The organism is Peribacillus sp. QJM3NY_7 (assembly GCF_056173225.1).
On record NZ_CM149663.1, the window covers coordinates 5493862 to 5514305 of the forward strand.

At 42.5% G+C, this 20444-nt stretch carries 15 protein-coding genes; 3 read left to right on the forward strand and 12 right to left on the reverse strand.

Annotated features, from left to right (window positions below):
• Positions 1–161 precede the first annotated feature (161 nt).
• From AC0VX1_RS26605 to AC0VX1_RS26630, 6 genes are read right to left on the reverse strand one after another with little or no spacing between them, the layout of a single operon-like run.
• Positions 162–1973 (reverse strand): IucA/IucC family protein, encoded by a 1812-nt coding sequence (locus AC0VX1_RS26605; protein WP_475469586.1) that lies wholly within the window; start codon positions 1971–1973, stop codon positions 162–164.
• A 21-nt stretch (positions 1974–1994) separates the two neighbouring features.
• Complete coding sequence (locus tag AC0VX1_RS26610; protein ID WP_098864457.1) at positions 1995–3323, reverse strand: lysine N(6)-hydroxylase/L-ornithine N(5)-oxygenase family protein; 1329 nt, start codon at positions 3321–3323, stop codon at positions 1995–1997.
• Positions 3298–3882, reverse strand: coding sequence for a GNAT family N-acetyltransferase (locus tag AC0VX1_RS26615; protein WP_475469587.1), 585 nt, complete (start codon positions 3880–3882; stop codon positions 3298–3300). The genes AC0VX1_RS26610 and AC0VX1_RS26615 overlap by 26 nt, the downstream gene beginning before the upstream one ends.
• A complete protein-coding gene (locus tag AC0VX1_RS26620; RefSeq protein ID WP_475469588.1) occupies positions 3872–5674 on the reverse strand; it encodes an IucA/IucC family protein in 1803 nt (600 codons plus the stop codon). Before AC0VX1_RS26620 ends, AC0VX1_RS26615 begins: the two co-directional genes overlap by 11 nt.
• A gap of 2 nt (positions 5675–5676) precedes the next feature.
• Positions 5677–7185: a pyridoxal phosphate-dependent decarboxylase family protein gene (locus AC0VX1_RS26625; protein WP_222620040.1), complete on the reverse strand. Its 1509-nt coding sequence runs from the start codon at positions 7183–7185 to the stop codon at positions 5677–5679.
• 7 nt (positions 7186–7192) lie between these two features.
• Positions 7193–8545, reverse strand: coding sequence for an aspartate aminotransferase family protein (locus AC0VX1_RS26630; RefSeq protein ID WP_413023642.1), 1353 nt, complete (start codon positions 8543–8545; stop codon positions 7193–7195).
• Positions 8546–9218: 673 nt separating this feature from the next.
• Here AC0VX1_RS26630 and AC0VX1_RS26635 point away from each other — a divergent pair.
• A complete protein-coding gene (locus AC0VX1_RS26635) occupies positions 9219–10682 on the forward strand; it encodes an alpha-amylase (protein WP_413007679.1) in 1464 nt (487 codons plus the stop codon).
• A 141-nt stretch (positions 10683–10823) separates the two neighbouring features.
• Complete coding sequence (gene pepT, locus AC0VX1_RS26640) at positions 10824–12059, forward strand: peptidase T (protein ID WP_413008140.1); 1236 nt, start codon at positions 10824–10826, stop codon at positions 12057–12059.
• Between the two features lie 64 nt (positions 12060–12123).
• Here the strand turns inward: pepT and AC0VX1_RS26645 are convergent, their stop codons facing one another.
• Positions 12124–14193 carry a catalase gene (locus AC0VX1_RS26645; protein WP_475469589.1) on the reverse strand — a complete coding sequence of 690 codons (2070 nt, stop codon included), beginning with the start codon at positions 14191–14193 and terminating at the stop codon, positions 12124–12126.
• A gap of 504 nt (positions 14194–14697) precedes the next feature.
• Positions 14698–16146 carry a DEAD/DEAH box helicase gene (locus AC0VX1_RS26650; RefSeq protein WP_283929737.1) on the reverse strand — a complete coding sequence of 483 codons (1449 nt, stop codon included), beginning with the start codon at positions 16144–16146 and terminating at the stop codon, positions 14698–14700.
• A gap of 294 nt (positions 16147–16440) precedes the next feature.
• Here AC0VX1_RS26650 and AC0VX1_RS26655 point away from each other — a divergent pair, with 294 nt between their 5' ends.
• On the forward strand, positions 16441–16773 hold the full coding sequence (locus tag AC0VX1_RS26655) for a heme oxygenase (RefSeq protein WP_057278265.1): 333 nt from the start codon (positions 16441–16443) through the stop codon (positions 16771–16773).
• A 59-nt stretch (positions 16774–16832) separates the two neighbouring features.
• On the opposite strand, the gene rlmN is transcribed toward AC0VX1_RS26655, so the two are convergent.
• The 4 genes from rlmN to AC0VX1_RS26675 form a co-directional block, all read right to left on the reverse strand.
• Entirely contained in the window at positions 16833–17900 is a 1068-nt protein-coding gene (rlmN, locus tag AC0VX1_RS26660; protein ID WP_095678798.1) for a dual-specificity RNA methyltransferase RlmN, read from the reverse strand.
• 81 nt (positions 17901–17981) lie between these two features.
• The gene (gene rlmH / locus AC0VX1_RS26665) at positions 17982–18461 is read right to left on the reverse strand and encodes a 23S rRNA (pseudouridine(1915)-N(3))-methyltransferase RlmH (protein ID WP_475469590.1); all 480 of its coding nucleotides are present in this window, start codon (positions 18459–18461) and stop codon (positions 17982–17984) included.
• A 373-nt stretch (positions 18462–18834) separates the two neighbouring features.
• Positions 18835–18996 carry a CxxH/CxxC protein gene (locus AC0VX1_RS26670; protein WP_065310847.1) on the reverse strand — a complete coding sequence of 54 codons (162 nt, stop codon included), beginning with the start codon at positions 18994–18996 and terminating at the stop codon, positions 18835–18837.
• 176 nt (positions 18997–19172) lie between these two features.
• Positions 19173–20393, reverse strand: coding sequence for a S1C family serine protease (locus tag AC0VX1_RS26675; RefSeq protein WP_475469591.1), 1221 nt, complete (start codon positions 20391–20393; stop codon positions 19173–19175).
• Between the last annotated feature and the right edge of the window lie 51 nt (positions 20394–20444).

A 20444-nucleotide genomic window follows, 5' to 3' on the forward strand; every position in this document is an offset into this window, starting at 1 on the left:
CGTGACTCCTGCGGGAAAAGCGCGTCTACGGGAGACCCCGCAGGCGCAAGCTGAGGAGGCTCACGGACCGTCCTCGGAAAGCGAGTGCCTGGAGCGGAAATCAACGGTCAACTTGTAAAAACCATAAGAAAACTGGCCCAGAAGTCTGGGCCAGTTTAACTTTATAGCGTTTTTGCAGGAAACTTTTCATAAAGGGCATTATTCACATGCCCAAACTCAGAGGCATGCGGACGGTCTTCACCATCGCTATACCCATATTGAAGCATCCGATTTCTATTCAGGCAGAGCTTTGTTAATTTTGGCGCAAAGAAATTGAATGTATCGAAACGATCCCGTAACATAGGGAATTTGTTCTGATGTGTCAGGATTGTTCGAGCGATGCCTTCCCAGAAAGCATTCTCATCCAAAAGGGACCTCTTCATCAGAAGTGTTGACAAGTATCGGAAATGACAGATGAATAGTCCCGTAAAAATGAATTGAACCAGCCCCTCCGGAGTCTCACTTCTTAGCACTTTCCTTAAATCATCGGGAAGGCTGCTTAATTCGGGAAGCGGCTGATCACTTACGTTTACATCATCTACAAAATCCTTGATGGCCAAACGGTGAGGTTTGTAATCCTTCAAAACTAAAATGGTATTTTGACCATGCGGCGAGAAGACCAATCCATATTGATAGATGAAATGCAGTAATGGTGATAGGATCACGTCAAATAATTGAGCTGTCCAGGCTTCTGCAGTCAATCCCGATTTTTCAATAAGACTTTCCACATATGGTTTACCTTTGCTGTCGACATGTAAAAGGGACGCAAGCGTAATGGGCTTTTCGCCTTCTTCCATATAACTGTAAATGCTTTCTCTCCAAATCCCCCCCAGCATCTCCAAATATTGATACGGTACATTCTCTAGCTTGGAATAATACGGGTGATCAACATTTAAACTGGCCACTTCGCCAGGAAGCACTACTTTGCATTGTTCTTTCAAGAATGAATCATTTTCATAAATGTTCTTTATATACGTTGTGATTTTTGGGGCAATGACCGTGCGTTCAGCTGGCAATCCACGGTAGACTAGCGTATTTAAAATGCTCATCGGCAGCTTGACGTGGTGTTTATCCTTATTCGATACATTAACAAATGTCCGGATGGATTGTTGCGGCAAATATTTATCAGGACCATTTCTCAAAGCTACGATCAGCCCTTTAGCCAAGTCATCGGTAAAGTTCTGGATGATTACATTCTTCCACTGCCATTCATGAACTGGGAGGTAGTAATAGTTTTCTGCGTTCAGACCTTTTTCTGTCAATGTCTTTGCAAATGATTTTTGGGTTTCCCCATCCAGTTCATTCTCCATCAATTGCTTATAGGATAACGTTTCGACTGAATTGAACTCACCCCTCGTTTTATGGACGGCAATCCAGGATAACTGAACTTCCTTCTGGTTTTCTGGGGCGAACTTCAAATAATCATCATAACCGAAACCGATTCTTCCCTTGTTATAAGCAATCCAAGGGTGACCGCTCATTTCGCCTTCAAGTAATGCATAATCCAGTTCGACTAAATCATCCGCATCTTGTTCAGGTTTGGATAGCAATTGGAGATCCGCAAGCAGCGTATGATGGAATTCTTTGATTAAATGTCCTGTTGTTTCTGCAGTCATCCCAATTAACGGCTGGATGTCCAAAATGAATTGAATAGCATCTTTAGCCTGTGTAATACCTTCCGTTTCACATACCTGGATTGACTCGGCCTGTACTTCATAGCTGTCAAAAAGACGGGGCGACGCTAAAAATCGATAAGATTTCCCCTCATTTATCTTTAACTCATATAGATTTGCTGCTGCGTTTTCGTTCAGGACAGCTGGATGGATCATATCCTCATACATATACTCAGAAATCATCTTGGCCAGCAGGTTTTGGTTTACTATCGACCAATTTTTTTCTGAAACTGCCTGTTCCACTTCATTTATGAACTGCATATAATTCTTCCTTCCCTTTTCTTAGTAAGCCATGACGGGTGTTTTTACACGGAATGACTGAAATGCACCCTTTGGCTTCGATGGATAAACTTCTTTACCTGCCAATTGATTGATGATAATCGAATTTCGGAATGCCCCCAGACCTAGATCCGGAGCACCCACACCATGTGTATGTATCTCGCCATTTTGAATAAATAGGTGATTCGGTGTAGAGATGGCCGTTCCTACCTTATAGTCTTTCGTTATTGCAAGACGCCCCAAGTCATCGCGGACTAAATGGTCCTCCATCGTTTCAAGGAATGCCGGAAGGGTTGATTTATAGCCCGTCCCAAAAACAATCGCCTCTGTGTCCACATCAAATTCGCTATCTTCAACCCACTGTCGGCATTTCAATTGCCAGCCATTTTCGGCGGGGGTAACTGCCGAAACTTCCGTCATGGCCCGAAGTTCAATGGCAAGTTCGGCATTTCCAATCGATTTCTCATACATCTTGTCAAAAATTGCTGCAATGGTCGTAGCGCTGATCCCTTTATACAATAAATCCTGTTTCGGCAGGATTTCATCCTTCTTTTCCTGCGGCAGCCGATAAAAGAAATCAAGGTAATCCGGAGTGAAGTATTCCAATCCGAGTTTTGAATATTCCATAGGGAAAAATCCCTTGGATCTTGTATACCAGTTTAGCTGGTAGCCATATTCCTCCTGCTCATTAAGCAAATCCAGAAAGACCTCGGCTGCACTCTGTCCAGATCCGACAACCGTTACGGATTTTTTCTTTAAGATGTTTTCTTTATTCCGTAAATAATCGGCCGAATGCAGGATGCTCTCTCCCATATAGGGCTGAAAGGCCGATGGAACAGTCGGGGAACTGCCAATTCCCATGACTACATGGCGGCTATAATAGACTTCGATCTTTTGTGTTTGTACATCCCTTACACTGATTTGATAGCAGGGTTCACCTTGATCTCCTATATATTCAACCGCCTCCACCGCTTTGCCAAAACGGCAGCTATCAAGTTGATGGGCAGCCCAGCGGCAATAGTCGTTATATTCCTTTCGTGGAATCAAGAATTTTTCAAGGAAGTAGAAATGATAAAGCCGATCATGCTGCTGTAAATAATTCAGGTAGCTATATGGGCTTGTCACATCTGCCATGCTAACCAGATCGGCAAAGAACGGCACTTGCAGCGTTGTCCCTTCCAGCAGCATCCCTTCATGCCAATTAAATTCCCCCTTTTTCTCAAAAAAGACGGCATTCAACTCCGGGGTTTTCTCCAAAAGGGCCGCAAGTCCAAGGTTAAATGGACCAATCCCTATCCCTACCAGATCATAGATAGATTGTTGCTTCTCCATAGTTCCACTTCCTCTCGAAATTCCCCCGTGTGCATGACATAAGCAATGCTGTTTTGTCAGGGAGTTCTATCTCTTTAATTGGGGTAAACCCGCATTTTTCAAATAAATGAATCATCTTTGCATTCCTGATATCCGGTTCAGCCATCACTTTGTTTGTGGTTGAAGTCAGTAGTTGGAATTTCACCATTGCCCGTAAAAACGGCAAAGCCAGTCCTTTCCCTAGATAATCCGGATCACCAATGAGTAAATGAATGCCTTGATCTCCCTCTTCGGATTCATAATGATCTTCGATGATATCGCCTTTTACCCAATACGATTCCCAATAGCTTATGGGAATGGAGTCCAGACAGCCTAAATAAAGTGTTTGGTGTGTATCAGCCAGTGCCTTTTTTAAATGAACAGCAAATTTTTCTTTTGTGAAATTCAAATTCCAGTAGGGTATCACATGATCTTCATGCATCCATTCATGCAGTGTATCCAAATCCCTCTCAAATTCAACTTTGACAAATGAAAGCTGTTTATTGCAGTCCTTGAGCATTTCTTCATAACTATTTTTCATGGACGGCCATAACCCCCTGCGCGAACGGATTATCAATCGTTGTATAAACGGATTGTGTCTCAAGTGAACCAACAAGCTCATCCATATCATGGAATCGTGTCAGTAAATTAGCCTTACAAGTTAATTCCCTGGCATGAAGCAACTTTGAAACAACTCGATTCAACCCTTCATCTTCGCTATCCCTGCTGCATGTTTCCAGTTGTTCCTGAACGAGCTGTAACAGATTGTTTTCCGATACTAATCCTTCCGTTCCAAAATTATTGATTAAGCCCAATAAGTGATTAAAAAAGAAATAGTATTGCAGTCTTTCTTCTGCGACTTCATCAGAACAAATCGTGAAGCTTTTTTCACTTAGTTCCGGCATGATCTTTTGCAGCCTGTCCACTTTGGACTCACAATAGTAATACCCTTGATTATCACGATAATAAAAAGCGGCTGGATACCCATCTTGAAGTTGAATGATGGAATTTTGTTGATGGGCTTCCAAAACGATTCCATACTCTTCAAATAACCAAAGCATCGGTTTCAATGTCATGGACAGATAGGTTTTGAACCAATCCTTACTTACTTCTTCGGTACTGCGGTCTTCTTCAGCTGATAACTTGCGGATGATCGCTCCAAGCCTTGATGGTGCACCATAAGCATTATCCTGACATAAGCCGGCAATCAGGCTTGCTTGTTTATCGTTTTCATAAAAAGGATTTTCCCGGATATCAACATCGAATCCCGATTCTTGCTCGGTCGTTTTGATCGTTAAGTAAGCAGGATCCTTGATGATACGGAAGGAGGGGTGCCGTTCTTTTAGATCGTCTCCCACTTTAGAATCTATTAATTTAGCGATTTCCACACCACGATCTAATTCTTTTTGCAGATTTGCACGTAAGGAATTCGTGATTTTTACCGGAACGGAAAATTTGTACATATATCTCGATGTGGCACTATATACCGTTCTAAATGAAGAGGTGGCCGTGAATTTTTTTCCAAGCGGTCCTGCATAAACTAGTGACCCTTGCTCGATCAGCCTCTTGACCTCCTCTTTTTCGATAAGCACTTTTGCCTGGAGCGGGTGTGCCGGGATAATGATGTATCGGCTTTCCTTTTGGCAATACGTGTCACGAAATTCACTGGAAATCTCCAAGTCACCGGCTAATTCCTGTTTGATGATTTCACTTGCCGATCGGACTTCACTGGAATCCTGGATGACGATCGAAGGTTCTGCCAGGAAGTAGTGCAGCTGGAACTCCCCTTTTAATTCGGGTGAATAGATCCATTCATCTTTTGCCGAAATGCCTTGCTTGCTTTTCGGTGTCGGATGGAACAGGTGCCCGAATAAAAGTGACTGCTCTGCTTCGATGTAGGTGAAATCAGGACTTTGTAGGACATCAGCGTCTTCCGTCCTCGCTTCCACATACCGTTGAATGTTTTGGCTGCTAAGGATGACACGCAGCATCAATTCATCTTCACTATCCGTCCGGCCCTGTTCATTCAATAATTCTTTAGAAACGATCGAGACCATTGTCACGTAATCTAATTCAAGTACTTGCTTGGATGCCGTTTGATAGTAAATCGGGAAGTTGAAAATATGACGCCCCGTTTCCGACCAATATTTAAGCGGAACAAGCATTGTAATATCTTGGGATGTGAGCTTACTGACCACTAATGAATCCGGGATGGCCCCCTCCAAATTCGGCCAGTTTTTCGTTTCTTCTAAATTGTAATTTCCGGTTTCCCGGAAATAACAATTCAGAAAGCTTTGCATTGTTGCCCTTTCAGCTATTCGCTTACCATTCATCTTCATTCCTCCATCATCTTGAACATTTCACCTAATACTCGGATTTCATCTAAAATTCCCTCTATGTGTTCAAGGCTTGTCATTGGATTCAATAGTGTCATTTTTAAATATACCTGTCCGTCAAAACGCGTTTTTGCTAAAAATGCCCGTCCGCTTTTCAGTAATTCCTGCTGAATCTGTTTATTTAATAGATTGACTAACTGATCGCTTTCTCCCTCGGGATTATAACGGAATACAACCGCATTCAATTCAGGGTCTTTATTCAATACTGTGAATCCTTCCTCTTTATCGATCTTCGCAGCCACCTCACGTGCAAGGTGACAAGTATAATCGATCATTTCGGCAAAGGTATCCAGTCCAACGACCTTCAATGACATCCAGAGTTTCAGTGCGTCGAACCTTCTCGTCGTTTGAACCGATTTATTGACTAAATGAACCATGCCCTCGGCTTCATCTTCCTGTGGATTCAAGTAATCGGCGTGATGCTGGATATATTGAAATGAGTTGCTGTCAGAGACAAGAAAAGCACCACAACTGATGGGTTGATAGAATAATTTGTGAAAATCAACCGTAATCGAATCGGCCCGTTCAATTCCGCTGATTAACTCTTTATAATCCTTACTTAAAATCATCGCGCCTCCATATGCGGCGTCCACATGCAGCCATATCCCATTTTTCCTTGCCGCTTCGGACAATTCATGTAATGGATCGATTGAACCGAAATCCGTTGTTCCACAAGTTGCAACGATGGCAAATGGCAGTAAACCCTGTTCCTCTAAAATCGACATTTGATGATTTAATTCATCCATGGACAGACGGTGGTTTGAATCCGTTTTAATCGTGACTACAGACTGTTCACCAAGCCCCAGCTGTGCCGCTGATTTACGGACCGTAAAGTGGGCAGCCTCGGAGCATAGGATCCGCAATTTTTTCGCCTCGACTGGCAAACCTTGCTGCTGAACATCCACACCCCAGAAACGCTTGCAATAAGCGTCCCTCGCCAATAGCAGTCCCATATAATTGGATTGGGTTCCACCGCTTGTGAAAATCCCATCCGCTTGTTCAGGTAACCCCACCTGGCTGCACAGCCAATCTATTAAACGCTCTTCAACGAAGGTGGCAGCAGAGCTTTGGTCCCATGAATCCATGGATTGATTCAACGTGCCGATAATCATTTCGGCAGCCACGGCAGGTATTAATGTCGGGCAATGCAAATGTCCGATACAAGCGGGGCTGTGTACATTGATGCTGTCATTAATAACAAACTCCGCCAGCTCATCCGCTACAGCTTCCATTGTCTTCCCTTTTGGAGAAGCAAGGGACAGCTCGTTTAATCTTGCTTCGATTTCATACGGTTTTTTCCCAGAGTATGGTGAATCGTTCCCTTTTAAAAAGTCTGTCAGCTTTTTTTCAATGATTTTCAATGATTCGCTGTAGTTGTTGAAGCCTTCTTCGTTATTCAAGAACATCCGAGAATATGCAAAATCCGTTTTATTTATCATTTCGATCATTGATCATTCACCCTCTTGCAACTGCTGCACGAACAGCTTGTTCAAAAATTGCAGTGGCTTCGCGAAGCTGGGATTCCGTTACGATCAATGGAGGCAGGAACCTCACTACACTTCCATGTCTGCCGCCAACTTCCAGAATCAACCCTCTTTGAAAGCATTCCTGTTGAATGGCACTGGCAAGTTGCGAATCAGCAGGATGGCTTCCATTCGCATTTTGCGGTTCTTCATGATTGATCATTTCCACACCGACCATTAATCCCCGGCCCCTGACATCACCGATTTGCTTAATATCCTTTTGCAAATCTTTAAGAATATCCTTTAAGGTTTCTCCCATTTTAGCGGCATGCTCCACAAGATTCGTCTCTTTCATGTATTTTAAAGTAGCTGTTCCTGCTGCCATCGCCATTTGATTTCCGCGGAACGTACCGATATGTGCACCTGGTGACCATAGGTCAAGCTCTTTGTTATAAATCACCACCGATAATGGAAGACTTCCGCCTATTGCTTTGGATAGGACAAGAACATCCGGAACGATTCCTGCATGTTCAAAGGCAAACATTTTCCCTGTACGGCCGATGCCTGATTGAACTTCGTCGATAATAAGCGGAATGCCCTTCTCTTTCGTTATTCTCCTGATTTCCTTAAGCCATGGAATTGGAGCTGGAATGGAACCTCCCTCACCTTGTACTGCCTCTAAAATCATTCCTGCAGGTGCCAATAATCCGGATTCGGGATCGTTCAATAGATTTTCGATATACTGGCTGCTGATTTTATGGCTTTCTTCTCCGCCTATTCCAAAGGGACAGCGATATTGATAGGGATACGGCAGGAATTGAACATCTGGCATTAACCCTTGGATTTTTTCCTTTGGTCTTGTATTGCCGCTGATTGACATGGTTGCATGCGTTGCCCCGTGGTAAGCTCCTTGGAAGGATAAAATGCTTCTATTGCCTGTCGCTGTTTTAACCAGTTTAAGTGCTGCCTCAATGGCATCTCCGCCAGTAGGACCACAGAATTGAATTTTTGCATTTTTCCTGAATTCCTCAGGCAGGCATTCAAAAATTTCATCGACGAACTGCTCTTTAATTGGCGTCGTAAAGTCCAATGTATGCAAAGGACGCTTATCCTTAAGAATTTTTTCCATCGCTTCAAGCACTGCCGGATGATTGTGTCCAAGCGCTAATGTTCCAGCCCCGGCAAGAAAATCAATATATCGTTTTCCATCCATGTCTGTTAAGTAAATTCCCTCCGCATGATCGATCGCCATGGGTAATCTTCTAGGATATGATCGGGCATTTGATTCCCTTGTATTTTGTTGTTCCAGTAGTTGATCATTTTTTGTGAGCGTGTTCGTTACCATATTGAACCTCCATGTATTGAATTAATTGAGAATAATTATCATTATCATGGAACTAATTTTACTGATAATGATAATTATTCTCAATGAGTAAATCCACTCATTTTTCTGCTAGTAAATTCCAATAAAATTAAGAAAAGGGTAAAACTGGGGCCTATTCTCTATTTATCTATTGAATACAAAAATGTTCTTAAGGCTTTATTAAGACTCTGTTTATAAGATGAACGCAGTCAAAAATCATGGAAAAGGAGGAAGAACAATGAATGGTTTAAAAGGAAAGCAGCTCCTCCAAAGATACGATCATTCTATCTTCCGTGCTCCTACTCTTATTATGGTGCAATGGCTTTCGCCCACTTGTTTAAACGAAGAGGTATAATAGGATAATAGACTTACAAAAAATTAAGGTATCCCAAAATTCGGATGCCTCTTTTTGAATTGGCGTATAGCCTTTTTCGGGTTATTCCTCCACATTTGATTAATTTTTAACTGCTAATCAATATAAAATACCCTTATTTGGTATAAAATAGTAAAATAGAGAGGTAGATGAACCTCAATCAAGAGGGTTGTTCACTTGTTTATCATTTGATTTTAGTGGGTAAAGAATTCCATTATTACTTTATCCGATTGCATTAGTTTCACTTTTTTAATAATCAGGTCGGTGTCAGGGGGGAAACGGATGAAAAGAAATCATACGATGATGCAATTTTTTGAGTGGCATCTTGAGGCAGATGGTTCTCATTGGGAAAGATTGAAATACGCAGCCTCCAAGTTGAAGGATATAGGAATCGACTGCGTTTGGCTTCCGCCAGTCACCAAAGGGCAATCCGTTGGGGATAATGGATATGGAATATATGACGGTTACGATTTGGGGGAATTTGACCAAAAAGGAACCGTTCGTACCAAATACGGAACCAAAGATGAATTGCTGCAAGCAATAGCCACCTGTCATAACTACGGACTTTGCGTTTATATCGATTTAGTCATGAACCATAAAGCAGGAGCTGACGGAACCGAAAAATTTGAGGTGATTGAAGTCAATCCAGACAACCGTATGGAAGATATTTCAGAACCATTCGAAATGGAAGGCTGGACCAAATTCGATTTCCCGGGCCGTAAAAATAAATACTCTGACTTTAAGTGGAACCATACTCATTTCAATGGTACAGACTATGATGCCGAAAACGACAAAATGGGTGTATTTCGCATCACAGGCGAAAATAAGCACTGGAATAAGCATGTCATCGATGAATTCGGAAACTACGATTATTTAATGTTTGCCAACATCGATTACAGCCTGCCGGAAGTTCGTAAGGAAATGATTAGCTGGGGAAAATGGATAGTTGATACGTTAAAGTGTGATGGTTTTCGTTTGGACGCCGTTAAACATATCGATTATGAATTCATCAACGAATTTCTCCAAGAACTCATTCCTTATACAAAAGAACATTTTTTTATGGTCGGCGAATTTTGGAAGGCGGATGTTAAAGCCTGTCAAACTTACTTAGAGCAAACCAATCATGACCTCAACTTGTTCGATGTTTCCCTGCATTATAAATTTCATGAGGCCTCAAACGCAGGAACAGACTTCGACCTCTCAACCATCTTTGATGATACCCTCGTCCAAACCAATCCAGCAGAGGCTGTCACTTTTGTCGATAACCATGACTCCCAGCCTCACGAATCCCTGGAGTCTTGGGTAAAGGACTGGTTCAAGCCATCGGCATATGCACTTACCTTGCTTAGACTTTGCGGTTATCCGTGTGTATTTTACGGAGACTATTATGGAATCGGCGGACCTTCTCCGGTGCCTGGGAAAAAGGATATCCTGGATCGCCTATTATTCGCTAGGTATGAAAAAGCTTACGGAGAACAAACCGATTACTTTGATGATCCAAATACGATAGGCTGGGTCCGGCACGGAGTTGAAGAGCTAGAAGGCTCGGGGTGTGCGGTCATTATCTCTAATGGAGACCACAACAGTGAAAAAAGGATGTTCGTCGGCGAGCATCGTGCTGGTGAAATCTGGAGTGATTTAACCTATCATAGAGATGACCACATCACCATTGAAGAAGATGGGTTCGCTACCTTCCCCGTTCATGGAAAAAGCGTATCTGTATGGGCCTTGAATAATCCACTCTAAAAAGAGATAGCAAGGAACGGCATGTCTTTTGCAGATATGCTGTTCTTTGCTGATTACACCACCCAAGAAGATTTGGAAAAAGATAATTTTTCCATTACAGTCAATCATGGTAAGATAAGGGGAAAAGGAGTTGAAGGAAAAGTGAAAAATGAAATCATTGAAAGATTCACTTCTTATGTGAAAGTGGATACCCAATCGAATGAGGAAAATCCCTCATGCCCTTCTACACCCGGACAGCTGACCTTGGCAAATGCATTGGTCAAGGAACTTCAATCCATTGGGATGAAGGATGTGACAATTGATGGGAACGGCTATGTCATGGCAACCTTGCCAGCCAATTCAAATAAGGATGTTCCGACAATCGGTTTCTTGGCCCATGTCGATACAGCAACGGATTTCACCGGAAAAGATGTAAAACCGCAAATCGTCGACAACTATGATGGCAAAGATCTTACTTTACATGAAAAATTGGATGTCATTCTTTCACCTGATGATTTTCCTTCGCTTAAGAACTATAAAGGGCATACCTTGATTACGACGGATGGGACAACCCTGTTGGGAGCAGATAATAAGGCTGGAATTGCCGAAATCATGACTGCCATGGATTATTTGATCAAGCATCCGGAAATCAAGCATGGAAAAATCCGTGTTGCTTTTACCCCCGATGAGGAAATCGGCAGGGGACCCCATAAGTTTGATGTAGATGCTTTTGGTGCCCAATTTGCCTACACCGTGGACGGCGGCCCGCTTGGGGAACTTGAATATGAGAGCTTCAATGCAGCATCGGCCAAAATCCTGATCAAAGGGACGAATATTCACCCTGGTACGGCTAAAGGAAAAATGGTGAATTCGGCAAAAATCGCCATGGAATTCCATAATATGCTCCCAGCGGCAGAAGCACCGGAATATACGGAGGGTTACGAAGGATTTTATCACCTGCTTTCCTTTCATGGTGATGTGGAAGAGACCAAGCTTTCTTACATCATCAGGGATTTCGACCGCCAAAGATTCAATGAACGCAAGGAATATATAACAAAAGTAATCGAAGATTTAAAAGAAAAATATGGGCAAAACCGAATCCAGCTCGAATTACACGACCAATACTTCAACATGAAGGAAAAAATTGAGCCTGTGAAGGAAATCGTGGATATCGCCCATGAAGCAATGGAGAAACTCAATATAAAACCGAAAATCTCGCCAATACGCGGTGGTACGGACGGATCTCAATTATCGTATATGGGCCTGCCAACACCCAACATCTTTACGGGCGGGGAGAACTTTCATGGAAAATATGAGTTTATTTCCGTTGATAATATGATATTGTCCACTAAAGTGATCGTTGGCATTGCATCACTTTTTGAAGAAAAAGCAAAGTAGCTTGATACGAAATATCTATTGAAATAAACCCCCAGACTTCAAGTCTGGGGGTTTTCAATAGATATTAAGCGCGTTTCCAGTGACGGTGCTTGGCAATTGCCTCGATAAAGGCAGAACCGCTATTTTGATCCGTAACAGCTACAATGCCTGAAGCTGGATCATTGGAAATGATGCCTGCCTTCGATAAGATCATGGCCCCTTCTTTTCCCGCACCAATCGCTTTGAAATGATTGTAGGCTTCATCAACAAAGTAAATGGGTTCCTTGGATGCCATTAAAGCATCGACACTCCCCTGCCCCCCTGCCACATATACAGCATCGAAAAGTACCGAATCGGCTGTCAGGAATGTCTGGTTCACCTCGACCTGCTGTCCTTCAGAACTTGTAACCACTCCACGATTATGACTGATGAATTCAGCCGTTATACCTGCCGATTTAAATGATTCCAAGACTTGATTAACCTCTGAACCGTTGAAACCATCTGCAGCCAAGATTGCCACTTTTCTTGTTGCGGCCGTGTTCACTTTCATTTGCTCCTGGCTTAAAGCCGGAGAAGCCAAGTCCATTTGAACCTCAATTTTGTTGGCTGGAGGATTCACGCCCACTCCCATGGCAATGGTTTTGGCCAGTTCAACATCCACATTGCTGAACATCTCGACAATTTGCTGCTGAACATCCTTACTTTTCACTTTTCCCACTTCAAAGTGGAAAGCCTGAATAATATGCTCCTTCTCCACATCCGTCATGCTATTCCAAAATAGTTTAGCCTGGCTATAATGATCCTTGAAGCTTTCACTGCGCTGCCGGACCTTCCTGCCATCGACCTTCTCCTGGTAATGTGCATAGCCGCCTTCCCCTTCCGAAGCAGGTTCAGGAGAGTTGCCTGCAAGGGAATTTTTGTGGTAGCTGACCGGCCCTGGATTTATTGACATCCGGTGCATGCCATCGCGCTGATTATTATGAACGGGGGCAACCGTCCTATTAATCGGTAGCTCATGGAAGTTCGGTCCTCCCAATCTGGATAGCTGGGTATCGGTGTATGAGAATAAACGTCCCTGAAGCAGCGGATCATTTGAAAAATCAATACCCGGTACAACATGCCCCGGATGGAAAGCTATCTGTTCCGTCTCTGCAAAAAAGTTATCCGTATTTTGGTTCAAAACCATTTTTCCGATTATTTTAACCGGGATTTGTTCTTCCGGCCATAGTTTAGTAGGATCAAGGATATCAAAGTCGAATTTGAATTCATCTTCCTCCTTAATCATTTGGACGCCAAATTCAAATTCAGGATAATTCCCGGTATCTATCGCTTCCCACAGATCTTGGCGGTGAAAATCAGGATTCTTCCCTGCAATTTTCTGTGCCTCATCCCAGACAAGGGATTTAACTCCCAGTACAGGCTTCCAATGGAATTTAACAAAATGGGCCACGCCTTTTTCATTTACAAAACGGAATGTATGGACACCAAACCCTTCCATCATCCGGAAACTTCTCGGTATGGCCCTATCAGATAGGTGCCACATGACCATATGTGCCGTTTCTTCATTGTTGGCGACGAAATCCCAAAACGTATCATGGGCAGATGCCGCCTGAGGTATTTCGTTATGAGGCTCCGGTTTAACCGCATGAATTAAATCCGGGAACTTAATGGCATCCTGGATAAAAAATACCGGAATATTATTTCCGACCAAATCATAGTTTCCTTCCTCCGTATAGAACTTTGTGGAAAATCCCCTTACATCACGGACCGAGTCTGCTGATCCGCGGGAACCTGCCACCGTGGAGTAACGAACGAATACTGGTGTCTTGACTGAAGGGTCTTGAAGAAACTTGGCTTTTGTATATTCGGTCATCGGTTCATATACCTGAAAATATCCATGTGCTCCAGATCCACGCGCATGGACAATCCGCTCAGGAATACGCTCATGGTCAAAATGAGTCATTTTTTCACGAAAATGAAAATCCTCCATCAAAGTTGGACCACGGGTTCCCGCTTTCAAAGAATGCTCATCTTCAGAAACACGCAAACCTTGGTTAGTCGTCATCTTTTTCCCATTATCGTCCACCCGATATTGATCCAGCTGCCGCTGCTTACTTTGCCCATTGATTCTTCCGCTTTCATTTGCTTTCGTCATCCCACTCAATCCCTCCATGTCTAAGAATTCAGATTAAATCGCGTTGTTTATTGTCTACAGGATCGTTGACTTCGACTCCAGGCACTCGCTTTCCGCGGGCGGTCCGTGAGCCTCCTCGGTGCCTTTGCGCCTGCGGGGTCTCCCCCTGGACTCGCTTTTCCCGCAGGAGTCCTGCACCTTACGTTCCAATCAACTTTGTTTTAAAATTAGATAAACCCCTTTTTTCTACAAACAGATGTATTTATTGTTTCGAAATAATCGCATTATCCTTCCTCATATACCACTCTGTTTTGACGGTTAAACAGAATTTGGAGAAAGAATCTTAACCTCCTCATAAACAAAAAAACTACTAATTCAGTGAGGACCAATCATTTCGGGGGAGGGCGAATTATCTGTGTGTAGGTCGAATTTTCCCCCGGTGGGTCGAAAAGTTCCTGTCCCAAGCCATAAAAAAGAAGCGGGAAGACCGATTTTCGGTCTTCCCGCTTCTTTCATTCGACATCTTTAGTTCTTAAAGGCCTCTGAAACCTTCAAAAGCTTGCCTTTCACTTTCGTATTTTTCATCACTTTCAAGACAAGCGGTCCCTTTTCATTCAATATTTCCACATAAGAAACATTATCCTGGATCGTAATGATCCCGATGTCCTCTGCATTCACTCCATCAATCTTTGCGATGGTTCCGACAAAATCCACAGCCCTGAGTTTCTTTTTCTTGCCGCCATTAAAATACAGCTTCATGATTTGTTTATTCAATTGTTCACTTTTATCTTTCTTGATTTTTGGACGGGCTTCCAGTTTGGCTTCGAATTCCACTTTTTTATTGGAGACTTCCTCTTTAGATGGAGCAGTCATCTTAGGGATTTCAAAACCGATATATCCTTGGATCTCGGTAAGGAATTTGTCTTCGTACGGCGTCACAAAAGTAATGGCTTTTCCTTTTTTACCGGCACGGCCCGTTCTTCCCGTTCGATGTACGTAACTTTCCTTTTCCAATGGCAGGTCATAGTTAATTACATGGGTTATATTGTCGATGTCAATTCCACGGGCAGCAACATCTGTTGCAACCAAATAGCGGAATTCACCTCTTCTGAATTCATTCATCACTGCAAGGCGATCTTCCTGAAGCATGCCGCCGTGAATCATATCACACGGATATTCCAATTCCAGCAGCTGTTCACATACTTGATCCACCCTATCTTTCGTCCGGCAAAAAATGATGCAGCTATCAGGGTTTTCCGTGACGGTTACGTCTCTAAGCAGGGAAAACTTATCATCTTCTTTCACTTCTATAAGGGCATGTTCAATTTTCTCCGTCGTTAAACCCTTTGCTTTGATTTCAATATCCAAAGGATCCTTCATATATTGCTTGCATAGTTTTTTTATACTCTCAGGTAATGTAGCAGAGAACAGCATGGTTACTCGATCTTTCGGAAGCTCCTTAATAATGGCTTCCACTTGTTCGATGAAGCCCATATTCAGCATTTCATCCGCTTCATCAATAACTAAATGAGTTAAGCGTTCCAAGGCGAATGTCCCTTTCTCGATATGATCCAGAACACGACCCGGGGTTCCGACGACTACATGGCTTTTTTGTTTCAATTCCGCTTTTTGCAGTGCGAATGGATGCTTTCCATAAACTGCAGTAGCCTTTATCCTCTTAAATCTGCCAATATTCGTAATATCCTCTTTTACCTGTACAGCGAGCTCACGTGTCGGTGTTAAAATAAGCGCCTGAGGCTTATTTTCTTCCCAATCGACCATTTCGCAGATCGGTATGCCGAATGAAGCGGTCTTGCCGCTTCCTGTTTGCGATTTAACGACAAGATCCCGCTTTTTCAGCGCCACTGGAATCACTTCGCGCTGTACTTCGGTTGGATGTTGATATCCCAAGCTTTCTAATGCCCTAACAATTTCATCGCTTAATGTATAGTCAGTAAAACTCAATTCATTCATATAACAGCCTCTTTTGTTGTTTAGTATGTTGCTTTATTGTTCCCATAATCGTAATTTCCTTATACAGAGTTCTATTATACGCGATATGCACCAATAAACCTTGTAATATCCAAATTCAATAGTTCTATTTAAATATAATGAAACGTCCGTCTTCATTGAAACAATGTCTTCAGGGCCCACATGATTGGAGTTAATCAAAATGGACCCTGCTTCTTTCAATATGCTAAAATATGTATGAAATTGCGGAAATAAAGGGTGTATATTCCAAACCGATGGCCAAAAGGAGGACTCATAATGATAATCGTAACGAATAGAATCAGAGTCAAAAAAGGGATGGGTGCAGTCATGGCCCCAGGATTTACTGCACCAGGTCCACTTGATACGATGGAAGGCTTCGTAAAAGTTGAAGTATTATTAACGCAGAATTTGACGGATCACGATGAGCTTAGCGTTAATATGTACTGGGAAAACCTTGATAACTTTACGGCTTGGAGAAATAGCGATGCATTCAAAGCTGCACATAAACGGCCTGAACCAGGTTCCGGAGAAGCAAAAAAAGAATCTCCAATTCTAGGCAGCGAGCTTACAACGTATGAAGTCGCCTCGGTAAAGGAAATAGCTAAATAATGAAATCACACAAAAAAGAGGCCGCAAAATTTGCGTCCTCTTTTTGTTTATTAATGAATTTACTTAGCTTCGGCTTTTTTGATTTGTTTACTTCTAAGCTGACCGCAAGCCGCATCAATATCCGTTCCATGTTCTTGGCGGATTTTACAATTGATGCCTCTCTTTTTCAGCGTATCATAAAACGAGAGAACGGACTCTTTGTCACTTCTTTGGTATTGGCTATGCTCATCTACAGGATTATATGGGATCAGGTTGACATAGAGACGATGTTTTTTGTCATCAAGAAGATCGGCAAGTTGCTCGGCTTCTTCTTTATGGTCATTGACATCTTTCAATAGGATATATTCGATCGTAATTCTCCTATTCGTTTTCTCTAAATAATAATCAAGAGATTTCATCAATTTTTCTATTGGGATGCCTCGGTTTATCTTCATGATTTGTGTCCTGAGCTCATTATTCGGCGCATGCAATGAGATGGCCAGATTCACCTGTAATTGAGTATCGGTGAATTCATAGATCTTATGGGCAAGGCCGCTTGTCGAAACAGTAATGCGCCTGCCCGCGATAGCAAGACCCTTATGGTCCATGAGCACTTTCAAAAAGTCTAACATATTTTCGAAGTTATCGAACGGTTCGCCAATACCCATTACAACCACATGGCTTACAACATCACCTTTTTCCAATTTATCAAGATGCAGTTGAACGTTCATGATTTGTTCCACTATCTCCCCGCTGGATAAATCACGGCTTTTGGCCAATAACCCACTGGCACAGAAACTGCAGCCAATATTACAGCCCACTTGGGTGGTGACACAAACCGAAATTCCGTATTTATGTCTCATCATAACCGTTTCGATAAGGTTGCCATCCTGTAATTTAAACAGAAACTTGATCGTGCCATCCGCTGCTTCTTGCTTGACGTGCTCAGTCAAAGTCTGGATGACAAAGTGCTCTTCAAGTAATTTTATGCACTCTTTATTAACATCCGTCATTTCAGAGAAACTCGTCACACGTGTTCTATAAAGCCACTCCCAGACTTGGGAAGCTCTGAATTTTTTATGGCCATGGTCCGAAAGCCACGCTGTCAATTGTTCGAATGTTAAACCATAAATGGACTCTTTATTCATTCGTTACCCTCTTTTCATTACAGTAAGATTTAATACTTTAACCCATTACATTAAGGGGAACTCCCCCGGGATCAGTCTCTATCATTTATGATATGGTTCATTTCTATTTATCCGAAAAGCCCGATATATTTGCTCCACAAGAACCAATTTCATTAATTGATGCGGAAAGGTCATTTTCGAGAAGGAAAGGGCATAATCGCTTCTTGATAACACCTCGGTGCCAAGTCCAAGCGACCCGCCAATAATAAAGGCAATTTTACTCTTTCCATACGTGGCGAGCTGATCCATATGAGTGGCCAGCTGTTCTGAGGTAAGCTGTTTTCCATTGATCTCAAGCGTTATTACGTAGGTGTCCGGGCTGACTTTGGCCAGGATTCGTTCACCCTCCTTTTGCTTTACAATGTCCATGTCCGCTGTACTCAGGTTCTCCGGAGCCTTTTCATCCGGTACTTCCACAAGTTCTATATTAGCATAGGAGCTTAACCTTTTTGTATATTCAGCAATTCCTTGCTTTAAGTATTTTTCCTTTAGCTTGCCAACAGTAATAATCATTATTTTCATATATATCCTCTAGCTTTCATTATGTTTTTACTATCAATTGTTGGATTTGCCTACCTATTATCATACCTTACAGTGACCTATAAGCAAAACAAGCATATCCTTTCCAATTTTTAATGCTTTTATAATAAAAACCGCTGCCCCTGAAAGCGGCAACGGTAACTTTCATTATTGAAGATATTCGGCTGGACTTAGTTCCAATCCGAACAATTATCTTGATTATTCATACTACCTAATGCTTGGATCTAAACGATTCCACCCGCCGCTTTAATCTTCGGAAAAATGTTAAGAACAGGTTAAGAACAGGTTACAAACATGTTATCCACAAAAGTTATCCACATATCCACAAAATCTATCCACATCTTGTATGGGAATATTAGTTCCCTACTAGATATATTGCCACGTTTCGACAATATTCACAGGTTGTTGATAACTGATTTTCTTCGGGAACAAGCGTTAAAACAGGATAGGTTTCACATTCGTATACCACTTCATCCAGCGCCATGTCCACGTGTTCCTGACAGCAATATAATTTCATCTTTCATATCTCCTTTCCCATTCATTATTCCCGGTACTTCCATTTCCAATTATCCACAAGTCACTTGAGATCTTTAATTTCAGTATATATCCACAGGTAATCGTAACAAAAAATAAGAAAAGCGCAAGGAAATAGAAAGGACAGGAGGCATTTTCTGCCCCCTGTCCTTTTGTTCTTTAAATTTCGCTGCTTGAAAGCGTGACTTCCGTTGTTTCTTTCTTTCCGTCACGGTAATAAATGATTTTAACTTTATCACCGACTTGTTTTTCATTGTAAAGGTATTTTCTTAATTCCACGACATCATGGATTTTTTCATTATCCATTCCAACTACGACGTCAAATTCCTTCAATCCTGCTTTGGATGCTGGAGAGTTGCTTTGAACGCCTGTTATTGCAACGCCTGAAGTAACTTTCCTTGGCAGCTTTAATGTATTTTGTTGATGGTATTGGGAAATTTCTTCTACAGATGCCAGGTTAACACCCAAGAAGGCACGTTTCACTTCACCAAATTCCTCTATATCATTAATAATCGGGATTACTGAATCGATCGGAATGGAAAGACCGATTCCTTCCACTGCATTTTCTGCAATCTTCATCGAATTTATTCCGATGACCTGCCCTGACATATTAACGAGTGCCCCTCCGCTGTTACCTGGATTAATCGCCGCATCGGTCTGGATGACCTCCGCATTCCAATCCACTTGTCCGTCCTCGTTGATATCTACTTCTATCGTGCGCTCCAAACCGGAGATGATCCCTTGTGTGATTGACCCGGAGAATTGAAGGCCTAATGGATTGCCAATGGCAATGACGGGCTCACCAGGTTTCAATTTGCTGGAGTTTCCGAATTCAGCAATGGTTTTGACTTTTTCACCATTAACGACAATGACGGCTAAATCTGTCCATGGGTCACTGCCTTGTAGTTCAGCTGGCAATTTAGTGCCATCACTTAATGTCACTTCAAGTTCATTAGCTCCTTCAATGACGTGATTATTCGTGACGATATAGGCCTTGCCGCCATCTTTCTTGTAGACGACTCCAGATCCAGTGCCGGCTTCTGCCGAACTGTCTTCGGCGTTGCCCCCTTGACCCCAGAAGTTCGTTTCCTGAATGTTAGTGATGCCGACCACTGCGTCGCTGGCCTTATCTACAGCATTGGTGACAGCACTTGTTACATCCAGAGTAAGGTTTTGCTGGGACTGCTCCGTGGTCCTTCTCTCCGTTGATTTTTCCGTTGTACTTTCTTTTTCATCGTTATTTAACAGTCCGCTTCCCGGAAAGACTAATAAAATAAGTAAGGCCCCGATGATGGCGCCCCCCAAGCCTGCTAGAAAATAGCTCGTATGGCTTTTTTTTCGTTTATTTTGGTTCTCATCATTCTGATCATAATAACCCAAGACCGCCCCATCCTCTCATTTTAGTAATGTATTATAGCAATTCTATTGTTT

Excerpts from the sequence above, each read along its gene's own strand:
- AC0VX1_RS26605 (WP_475469586.1), bottom strand. The coding sequence starts at position 1,973 with ATGCAGTTCATAAATGAAGTGGAACAGGCAGTTTCAGAAAAAAATTGG.
- AC0VX1_RS26610 (WP_098864457.1), bottom strand. The coding sequence starts at position 3,323 with ATGGAGAAGCAACAATCTATCTATGATCTGGTAGGGATAGGGATTGGT.
- AC0VX1_RS26615 (WP_475469587.1), bottom strand. The coding sequence starts at position 3,882 with ATGAAAAATAGTTATGAAGAAATGCTCAAGGACTGCAATAAACAGCTT.
- AC0VX1_RS26620 (WP_475469588.1), bottom strand. The coding sequence starts at position 5,674 with ATGAATGGTAAGCGAATAGCTGAAAGGGCAACAATGCAAAGCTTTCTG.
- AC0VX1_RS26625 (WP_222620040.1), bottom strand. The coding sequence starts at position 7,185 with ATGATCGAAATGATAAATAAAACGGATTTTGCATATTCTCGGATGTTC.
- AC0VX1_RS26630 (WP_413023642.1), bottom strand. The coding sequence starts at position 8,545 with ATGGTAACGAACACGCTCACAAAAAATGATCAACTACTGGAACAACAA.
- AC0VX1_RS26635 (WP_413007679.1), top strand. The coding sequence starts at position 9,219 with ATGAAAAGAAATCATACGATGATGCAATTTTTTGAGTGGCATCTTGAG.
- AC0VX1_RS26645 (WP_475469589.1), bottom strand. The coding sequence starts at position 14,193 with ATGACGAAAGCAAATGAAAGCGGAAGAATCAATGGGCAAAGTAAGCAG.
- AC0VX1_RS26650 (WP_283929737.1), bottom strand. The coding sequence starts at position 16,146 with ATGAATGAATTGAGTTTTACTGACTATACATTAAGCGATGAAATTGTT.
- AC0VX1_RS26655 (WP_057278265.1), top strand. The coding sequence starts at position 16,441 with ATGATAATCGTAACGAATAGAATCAGAGTCAAAAAAGGGATGGGTGCA.
- rlmN (WP_095678798.1), bottom strand. The coding sequence starts at position 17,900 with ATGAATAAAGAGTCCATTTATGGTTTAACATTCGAACAATTGACAGCG.
- rlmH (WP_475469590.1), bottom strand. The coding sequence starts at position 18,461 with ATGAAAATAATGATTATTACTGTTGGCAAGCTAAAGGAAAAATACTTA.
- AC0VX1_RS26670 (WP_065310847.1), bottom strand. The coding sequence starts at position 18,996 with ATGAAATTATATTGCTGTCAGGAACACGTGGACATGGCGCTGGATGAA.